Here is a 7,561-nt window from a genome sequence, read left to right as displayed (position 1 = left end):
CGCCGTGGGGCCCGGACAAGATCACCGAGGACGGCCGCGAGCAGCTGCGGGCGCTGGGCTTCAACGTCTGAGGTCGGGCGGCTCGAAACCCCTTGAACGGCCGGATCGTCCTGGGCGCAGGCGCGCTCAGCGCGTGCGCGGGCGCGCCACCACCTTGGTGATCCAGTAGTCGGTGGTGGGTGTCGGCGGGGTGCCGAACCGCGCGTTGGGCAGGTAGAGCGCCGACCCGAAGCGGGCGAGCGTCGTCGGCACGTCGAAGCTGGTCGACGGGTCGAGGTCGGCCGCGGTGATCGTGCGCACGAGTCGCCCGCTGAGGCCGTCGCGGGACAGCCGGAGCACGGCGATCTCGTTGGCGCGGTTGCGGACGACGTAGAGGATCCGGCCGTCGCGGAGCATGCCGTCGCCCATGGTGAGCGACGCGCCGCCGAGGTCGACCTCCGTGGCCGCGCCGGTGGTGGTGTCCACCCGGTAGAGCAGGCCGCTGGTCGAGTTCACCACCAGCAGGTCCCGGCCGGTCGGGGTGGTGGCGATGCCGTTCGCGCCGAAGCCCGTCCCCTGCACCCACTCGCCGGTCAGCGGCAGCGTGGTCGCGGTCGGGGTGCCGCCACCCCGGCGCACCGCCGTCAGGCGGTAGAGCTGCGGTTGCGAGGAGTCGGTGAACCACGCGGCGCGGCGGGTCAGGACCACGTCGTTGACGAAGCTGGCACCGGTCGTGAGGGCGACGTCGGCGAGCACGTCGCCGCTGCGGGTGTCGACGACCCGTGCGGTCCCGGCCGGCCCGCCGGCGATGTAGAGGCGGCCGTGCCGGTCGGACTTCAGGCCCACCGACGGCGTGCCCGGCCCTTCGCTGATCACCTTCCCGCGCCCGGTCCGCAGGGACACCTGGTAGACGTCGCCGTCGGCGAGCGACCCCAGCCAGGCCGTCGGTCCGTCGCCGATCGCGATGCCCTCCGGCTGGAAGCCGTCGGGCAGCTCGATGCGGGCCGGGAAGGGCTTGGTGCCGGGCGGCGTGCCCGCGCCGGAGACAGCCGCCCCGGGTGGCAGGAGGGTGAGCCCGAGGACGACGGCGGTGCTGGTGACGAGCAAGCGACGCATGGTGGCTCCGGTGTGGGGGAGGGTCGGTGGGGGACCTCGACCGTAACCCCGCGCCGCGGGACCAGACCAGCGTCGCGGCGCCCCGATAATCCGTGGCGACGGCCGTGCCGGAGGCGCACACTCCATGCGTGCTGAACCCCCACCCCACGCGCTACGCCGAGCTGAACGGCGTGCTCCACGACCTCGTCACCGGCGCCCAGGCGGCGCTCGGCGACGCGTTCGTCGGCGCCTACCTCCAGGGGTCGTTCGCGCTCGGGGCGGGCGACCTGCACAGCGACTGCGACTTCGTCGTCGTCGTCCGCGATCGCCCCGACGCCCGCCAGGAATCCGCGCTGCGGGCGCTGCACCGCGACCTCCCGCACCGCGACGGCTTCTGGAACCGCCACCTCGAGGGGTCCTACGCCGTCCTGGGCGACCTGCGCACGGTGGCGGGGCTCGGGCGGCGGTGGCTCTACGTCGACCACGGCGACGACGACATGTCGTGGTCCGAGCACTGCAACCAGCCGTGGAGCCGCTGGATCCTCCGGGAGCACGGCATCACCCTCGTGGGACCCTGCCCGGTCGAGCTGATGGAGCCGGTGCCCGAGGAGGTGCTGCGCGACCACGCGCGGGCCACGCTCGCGACGCTCGCCGAGGACGTCCTCGGCTGGTGCTCGCCGACGATCGCGTGGTGCCAGCGCTACCTCGTGGTGCAGGCCGCCCGGAGCCTCTACACGGTGCGCACCGGCCAGGTCGCCAGCAAGCGCGACGCCCTGCGCTGGGCGATGATGCACGCCGACCCGGCCTGGCGCCCGCTGCTGCAGCAGGTGCTGGCCGACCGCGACCTCGGCCTGGACCCGGCGGCCGAACCGCGGCCCGGGTCGATGGAGTCGGCCCGGGCCTTCGCGGCGTACGTCGCCGAGGCGGCGTGAGCGCTGGTCCCGCCGACTAGGCTCACCGCATGAGCGAGCCCGAGGTCGACCCCAGCGCCGTCGAGATCAGCGAGGTCGAGTTCGACCACGAGGAGCTGCGGGTCTTCTGGGACCTCGCCCGCTTCCACGCCAAGCTCAACGCCGCGCCGACCTACTTCGGGCCGACCACGCTCGAGTCCGTCCCGCCGCCGGCCTGGGCCTACGGCGACTCGGCCGAGGAGTCCGACGCGTTCGTCGCCCGGGTCCTGGCCGACGAACGCGGTGCGACCTCGGCCGCCCTGGCCGACTACGGGGACGACCTGCCCGAGTCCGGCGTGCTCTCGATCCTGTGCGACGGCACGGGCAAGCCGCGGGCGCTGGTCGAGGTCACCGACGTGACCCAGTCCGGCGACGAGGTCGTCGAGGCGTTCAAGGTCGTCTACCAGGCCTGACTCCCCGGGGCGTGTGGGAGAGTCCTCGCATGGCCGAGCGGATGACCTACCTCCTCGTCGACGGGGAGAACATCGACGCGACCCTCGGGACCTCGATCCTCGGGCGTCGACCCCGGCCCGAGGAGCGCCCGCGGTGGGACCGCCTGCTCGAGTGGGCCGAGCGGGCCTTCGACCAGGACGTGACCGGCCTGTTCTTCCTCGCCGCGAGCACCGAGCTGCCCACGAGCTTCGTGCAGGCGCTGCTCGCCATCGGGTTCAAGCCGATCCCGCTGAGCGGTGAGGGCAAGATCGTCGACATCGCGATCCAGCGCACCGCCGAGGCGCTCGTCGAGCGGCCGGCCGACGTCGTGCTGGTGAGCCACGACGGCGACTTCGTCGACCAGGTGACGCGGCTGTGCGACGGCACCCGCCAGGTCGGCGTCATCGGCTTCACCGAGTTCGTGAACTCGCAGTTCCGCAACCTCCCCGGCCTGCGGATCTTCGACCTCGAGTACGACATCGCCGCCTTCAACTCGGCCCTGCCGCGCGTCCGGGTCATCCCGATCGACGAGTTCGACCCGCTCGACTTCTTCTGAGGTCAGGGCCTCGACGTCACGGTGAGGACGCGGGAGGCGAGCGCCCCGTCCTCGATCGCGTCGGCCTCGACCCGGGCGACCTGGCGGCGCGAGACCCGCAACGTGGGCGCGACGTCGTCGGTGCCGACGTACGCCGGCGCGTCGGTGGGCTCGTCGTGCAGCACAGTGGGACGGACGATGGTCCACTCCAGCCCGGACTCGCGGACCATCTGCTCCTGCCGCTCGTGGTCCTCCACCTGCGGCTTGATGCCGAGGGTGAAGAACGCCTTCAGGGCCAGCGGCAGCCGGTGGTAGGCGTCGCCGATGCCGTACGTCGACTGCACCACGATCCGGCCGACGCCGTGCTCGTGCATCGCGTCCAGCACCACCCGGGTGCCCGCCGAGCGGACGTCCAGCGGCGAGCTGGCGCGTCGGGTCAGCCGGACCACGAACGGGTTGTCGGGGATGCCGAGCGTGACCGCGACCGCGTCCTGGCCGACCATCGCCTTGGCGACGGCGTCGGCGTCCAGCACGTCGCCGGTGACCGTGCGCACTCCCTCGGGGTGCCGCCCCGGCTGACGCGAGTACGCCGTCACGAGGTGTCCCCGCTCGACCAGCTCGGCGACCAGCTCGGCGCCCGTGCCCCTGCTTGCTCCTACGACGAGGACCCTCATGATGTGCTCCTTGCTCGTGCCCGGACCTGTTCCAGGGCTGTCTCCAGCCTCGGCCGGAGCCGCTGGATGATCAATGCCGGATCGACCGGTTCTCTTGCCCGATCGTCCACGCCGTCGCAGACTGGGGTGGTGGAGCGTGACGTGCTGACCGAGACCCTCACCGACTTCGGCATGTCCGGCGTCTTCTACGCCGTCTCCGAGGCGCACGCGCCGTGGGGCGTGGAGATCCCGCCCCTGCCCGGCACGGTGGTCTTCCACCTGGTCACCGAGGGGGCCATGGTGCTCGAGGTCGACGGCGAGTCGCTGACCATGGTCGCGGGTGACATGGCCCTCGTGCCGACGGGCACCGGGCACGTGATCCTCGACGCGCCCGGCCGGGAGCCGATCCCGTTGTTCGACCTGCCGCGGGTCGAGATCGGGGAGCGCTACGAGCGCCTGGTCATCCCCGGGACGGGGGCGCGCACCGAGCTGGTCTGCGGGGCGGTGAGCTTCAGCGGCCTCGGCGTGGCACGGCTGCTCCGCAGCCTGCCGCCCGTGCTGTCCGCCGGTGACGGCGCCGACGCCGGCTGGATGCGCGCGGCCTTCGACGTCATCGGCGCGGAGTCCCGCAGTCCGCGCCCCGGCAGCGACGTGGTCACCGCGCGGCTCGCCGACATCCTCGTCGTCCAGGTCGTGCGGACGTGGCTGGAGTCCGGCAGGCAGGAGCGGGGGTGGGTCGCCGGGCTGCGCGACCCGCAGATGGGGCGGGCGCTGGCGGCATTCCACGCCGAGCCCGGCGCCGCCTGGTCGCTGACGTCGCTGGCGGCCGAGGCCGGGATGTCGAGGTCGGCCTTCGCCGACCGCTTCCGCGACACCCTCGGCGAGCCACCGATGGCCTACGTCACGGCCTGGCGGATGGATCTCGCCGCGCGCCTGGTGCGGGAGCGTGGCCTGCCGCTCGCGCGGGTGGCCGAGCGGGTCGGCTACCAGTCCGAGGCCGCCTTCAACCGCGCCTTCCGGCGCGCCCACGGCATGACGCCGGGCGCCTTCGCGCGCCGCGACCCCGCGGAGCTCGTGCTGCCGGCGGCGTACCCGGTCCCGGTCGTCGGGCCCCGCTGAGGCATGTAGCACTCTTGCTACACCGATAGTAATCGGACTACATTCCTGCGCGTGAGCGTATCCACCTCCGCCGTCGTCGAGGTCCGCGGCCTGCGCATGCGCTACGGCGACAAGGACGTCCTGACCGGGGTCGACTTCTCGATCGCCGCGGGCGAGGTGGTCTGCCTGCTCGGGCCCAACGGAGCGGGCAAGACGACCACCATCGAGATCCTCGAGGGCTTCCGCGAGCGCTCGGCCGGTGACGTCACGGTGTTGGGCGAGGATCCCCGCAGGGCGAGCGAGGCGTGGCGCGCGCGCACCGGTGTGGTGCTGCAGTCCTGGCGCGACCACGCGCGCTGGACGCCCCGGACGTTGCTGGACCAGGTCGGCGGCTACTACGGGCCGTACGCCACCCCCGACCGCCCTCGCCCGGTCCCCACCGACGAGCTGCTCGACGTCGTCGGTCTCGTCGACCTCGCCGACCAGAAGATCGCGACCTTCTCCGGCGGCCAGCGTCGCCGGCTCGACGTCGCGATGGGCATCATCGGTCGCCCCGAGCTCCTCTTCCTCGACGAGCCGACGGCCGGCTTCGACCCGCAGGCGCGACGCGAGTTCCATCACGTGGTGCACCGGCTGGCCGACCTCGAGCACACCACGATCCTGCTGACGACGCACGACCTCGACGAGGCCGAGAAGCTCGCGGACCGGGTGCTGATCCTGGCCGGCGGGCGGATCGTGGCCGACGACACCGCCGAGCAGCTCGCCCTGCGCGCCGCGCTGGAGGTCGAGGTCAAGTGGTCGCGCGGGGGCGAGAGGTTCGTCCACTCCACCGACGACGCCACCGCGTTCGTACGACGGCTGCTCACGGAGCCCGGCGAGCCGGTGGCCGACCTCGAGGTCAGGCGTGCCAGCCTCGAGGACGCCTATCTCGACCTCGTGCAGCGGCACGAGGCCGGGGAGTCCGACGAGGCCGTGCGCGCCTTCACGGAGGTGGTCTGAGTGACGGGCCAGGCCTCACCCACGGGCGCCGTCCTGCACGCCGTACGCCTCGGCGTGCGCCGCGGCTGGACCGAGTTCGTGCTGAGCCTGCGCAGCTCGCAGGACCAGTGGTTCTACCTGTTCACGGCGTTCCTCGCGGTCGGCTACCTCTACCTCCGCCGCGACACCCCCGTCGACGACACCGGGCTGATGCTCCCGTCGGTCGCGCTGCCCAGCATCCTGGCCGGCCTGATCGCCTTCGGTCTCGTCATCGGCCCTGCCTACAGCCTGGCGATGGAGAAGGAGGACGGGACCCTGCTGCGCGCCAAGGCCGTGCCCCACGGCCTCGTCGGCTACTTCGCTGGCCAGCTCGTCCTCCACTCGGCGAGCCTGGTGCCCCAGACGATCGCCGTCCTCGTCCCGAGCTTCCTGCTCTTCGACGACCTGATGGCGCACTCCAGCGGGTGGTTCACCGTGGCCTGGGTCCTCGTGCTCGGGCTGCTCGCGGCGCTCCCGATCGGCATGATGGTCGGGGCGCTGGTACCGAGCGTGCAGAAGGTCGGGATGTGGGGGATGCTCCCGGTCATGGTGCTCGCCGGCATCTCGGGCATCTTCTACCCGGTCCAGGCCCTCTGGGGCTGGGTCCAGGTCGTCGCGCAGGTGTTCCCGATGTACTGGCTCGGGCTCGGCATGCGCTCCGCGTTCCTTCCGGACTCCTACGTCGGGGCCGAGATCGGCGACTCCTGGCGCACGTGGGAGACCGTCGCCGTGCTGGGCACGTGGGCCGTCGTGGGTGCGCTGGTCGCCCCGGCACTCCTGCGCCGCATGGCGCGCCGACAGTCCGGGTCGCAGGTGGCGGCCGCGCGCGAGGCCGCGACACAGTGGGTCAGGTGAGCGACGCCGTGCACAACCGCATCGCGCTGCTGCGCGCCGAGCAGGGCGTGACCCGTCGCGACCTGGCCACCGTGCTGGGCGTCCACTACCAGACCGTCGGCTACCTCGAGCGCGGCGAGAACAGCCCGAGCCTGGACCTCGCGCTGCGCATCGCGGCCTTCTTCGACGTGCCGGTCGAGGCGGTGTTCTCGCTGACCCCCTTCCCACGCGTCAGCGACCAGACGGGTCGACCCGCCTGATCCGCGCGATCTGCCGGGGCGACGGATAGCCTCGCCGACGTGCCCGTCGTCCTCGTCCCGACAGCGCGCTGGCCGCGCTGGGTCGACAACTTCGCCGCGCGCCACGGCGACGCCACGCTGACCGTCTCCGAGGGTGGGCTGCGGGGCGAGGCCGTCGACGGCTCCCACTTCCTCGCCCACCTCCCGTTCGCGACGTCGTACGCCGGTCCGCCGGAGGCGGGTGCCTTCGCCGCGGCCGCCGAGCCGCCCGAGGCGTGGGGCGTGCTGCTGGTCCGCAAGGGCGGCTTCGCCGTCGCGCGGCTGACCGGGGGCGAGCTGGTGGAGCACAAGGTCGGGCAGCGGCACGTGCAGGGCCGGACCAAGGCGGGCGGGCAGAGCCAGCAGCGCTTCGCCCGGCGCCGCGACAACCAGGCGCGGCAGGCCTACGAGGCCGCCGCCGACCACGCGGCGCGGATCCTCGACGGCGTGCGCACCGTCGTCACGGGCGGGGACCACGCCGCCGTCGACGCGGTCCTCGAAGACCCTCGTCTCTCCGCGGTGACCGTGGTCGGGCCGTGGCTCGCCGTGCCGGACCCGCGCCGGGCGGTGCTCGACCGGGCGATCGCCGACGCGCGGGCGATCTCGGTCGAGGTCACCAACGCCTGAGCGGTCGCCGGCGTCGCGCGGCGCGGGATCCGGGACCTTCGGCCGGTCCGGAGGACCTCTACG

The 7,561-nt window shown here is 73.2% G+C and carries 10 protein-coding genes; 8 read left to right on the top strand and 2 right to left on the bottom strand.

Going from position 1 to position 7,561, the window contains the following annotated elements; translation table 11 throughout:
- Nucleotides 1–126: 126 nt before the first annotated feature.
- A complete protein-coding gene (locus tag ACE3QY_RS19180) occupies nucleotides 127–1,095 on the bottom strand; it encodes an SMP-30/gluconolactonase/LRE family protein (RefSeq protein WP_374457657.1) in 969 nt (322 codons plus the stop codon).
- A gap of 128 nt (nucleotides 1,096–1,223) precedes the next feature.
- On the opposite strand from ACE3QY_RS19180, the gene ACE3QY_RS19175 reads away from it, so the two are divergent.
- Genes ACE3QY_RS19175 through ACE3QY_RS19165 form a run of 3 tightly spaced genes read left to right on the top strand, consistent with a single transcriptional unit; the run spans nucleotide 1,224 to nucleotide 3,012 of the window.
- Nucleotides 1,224–2,006 carry an aminoglycoside adenylyltransferase domain-containing protein gene (locus ACE3QY_RS19175; RefSeq protein ID WP_374457656.1) on the top strand — a complete coding sequence of 261 codons (783 nt, stop codon included), beginning with the start codon at nucleotides 1,224–1,226 and terminating at the stop codon, nucleotides 2,004–2,006.
- Nucleotides 2,007–2,035: 29 nt separating this feature from the next.
- Nucleotides 2,036–2,437 carry a hypothetical protein gene (locus ACE3QY_RS19170; protein WP_374457655.1) on the top strand — a complete coding sequence of 134 codons (402 nt, stop codon included), beginning with the start codon at nucleotides 2,036–2,038 and terminating at the stop codon, nucleotides 2,435–2,437.
- Between the two features lie 29 nt (nucleotides 2,438–2,466).
- Complete coding sequence (locus ACE3QY_RS19165; protein ID WP_374457654.1) at nucleotides 2,467–3,012, top strand: NYN domain-containing protein; 546 nt, start codon at nucleotides 2,467–2,469, stop codon at nucleotides 3,010–3,012.
- Nucleotides 3,013–3,014: 2 nt separating this feature from the next.
- On the opposite strand, the gene ACE3QY_RS19160 is transcribed toward ACE3QY_RS19165, so the two are convergent.
- The gene (locus tag ACE3QY_RS19160) at nucleotides 3,015–3,665 is read right to left on the bottom strand and encodes an NAD(P)-dependent oxidoreductase (RefSeq protein WP_374457653.1); all 651 of its coding nucleotides are present in this window, start codon (nucleotides 3,663–3,665) and stop codon (nucleotides 3,015–3,017) included.
- 129 nt (nucleotides 3,666–3,794) lie between these two features.
- Between ACE3QY_RS19160 and ACE3QY_RS19155 the strand changes: the two genes are divergently transcribed.
- The 5 genes from ACE3QY_RS19155 to ACE3QY_RS19135 are packed head-to-tail and all read left to right on the top strand — an operon-like array spanning nucleotide 3,795 to nucleotide 7,498.
- Nucleotides 3,795–4,763: an AraC family transcriptional regulator gene (locus ACE3QY_RS19155; protein ID WP_374457652.1), complete on the top strand. Its 969-nt coding sequence runs from the start codon at nucleotides 3,795–3,797 to the stop codon at nucleotides 4,761–4,763.
- A gap of 51 nt (nucleotides 4,764–4,814) precedes the next feature.
- Nucleotides 4,815–5,741 carry an ABC transporter ATP-binding protein gene (locus ACE3QY_RS19150; protein ID WP_374457651.1) on the top strand — a complete coding sequence of 309 codons (927 nt, stop codon included), beginning with the start codon at nucleotides 4,815–4,817 and terminating at the stop codon, nucleotides 5,739–5,741.
- Nucleotides 5,742–6,614 (top strand): ABC transporter permease, encoded by an 873-nt coding sequence (locus ACE3QY_RS19145; protein ID WP_374457650.1) that lies wholly within the window; start codon nucleotides 5,742–5,744, stop codon nucleotides 6,612–6,614.
- Entirely contained in the window at nucleotides 6,611–6,853 is a 243-nt protein-coding gene (locus tag ACE3QY_RS19140) for a helix-turn-helix transcriptional regulator (RefSeq protein ID WP_374457649.1), read from the top strand. Before ACE3QY_RS19145 ends, ACE3QY_RS19140 begins: the two co-directional genes overlap by 4 nt.
- Before the next feature lie 39 nt (nucleotides 6,854–6,892).
- Nucleotides 6,893–7,498, top strand: coding sequence for an acVLRF1 family peptidyl-tRNA hydrolase (locus tag ACE3QY_RS19135; protein WP_374457648.1), 606 nt, complete (start codon nucleotides 6,893–6,895; stop codon nucleotides 7,496–7,498).
- The last annotated feature ends 63 nt before the right edge of the window (nucleotides 7,499–7,561 follow it).

This window comes from Nocardioides sp. (assembly GCF_041913365.1).
Lineage (GTDB): Bacteria > Actinomycetota > Actinomycetes > Propionibacteriales > Nocardioidaceae > Nocardioides.
The sequence above is the reverse complement of the archived record's forward strand: the minus strand, read 5'-3'. Positions and strand labels throughout refer to the sequence as shown.